This is a genomic window from Methanoculleus sp. UBA413, assembly GCF_002502935.1.
GTDB classification, from domain to species: domain Archaea; phylum Halobacteriota; class Methanomicrobia; order Methanomicrobiales; family Methanoculleaceae; genus Methanoculleus; species Methanoculleus bourgensis.
In genome coordinates this window covers 1-211 of record NZ_DAQR01000023.1, presented here as the reverse complement: position 1 = coordinate 211, position 211 = coordinate 1, and the positions used below count along the sequence as shown (strand labels likewise).

Here is a 211-nt window from a genome sequence, read left to right as displayed (position 1 = left end):
GCGACCCCGGCCATCACCAGGAGACCGAGGATCGCGACATAGGACTGCTCCTTCACCGCGACCGATGTCACCATATAGGCCGATGACCCCTGCAGGTACGAGTAGGTGGACCTGCCAGGGAGGTCCGGAGGATCGCCGAAGACGGCCGAGTAGACCGGGGTGTACGCGAAGATCGGGATGAACGACGTGAGGACGATCATCACGATCAGGG

Annotated in this window: 1 pseudogene; it reads right to left on the bottom strand. The window is 62.6% G+C overall.

Going from position 1 to position 211, the window contains the following annotated elements:
- Positions 1-211 (bottom strand): annotated as a pseudogene (locus BP858_RS01965) (hypothetical protein); the annotation flags it as partial.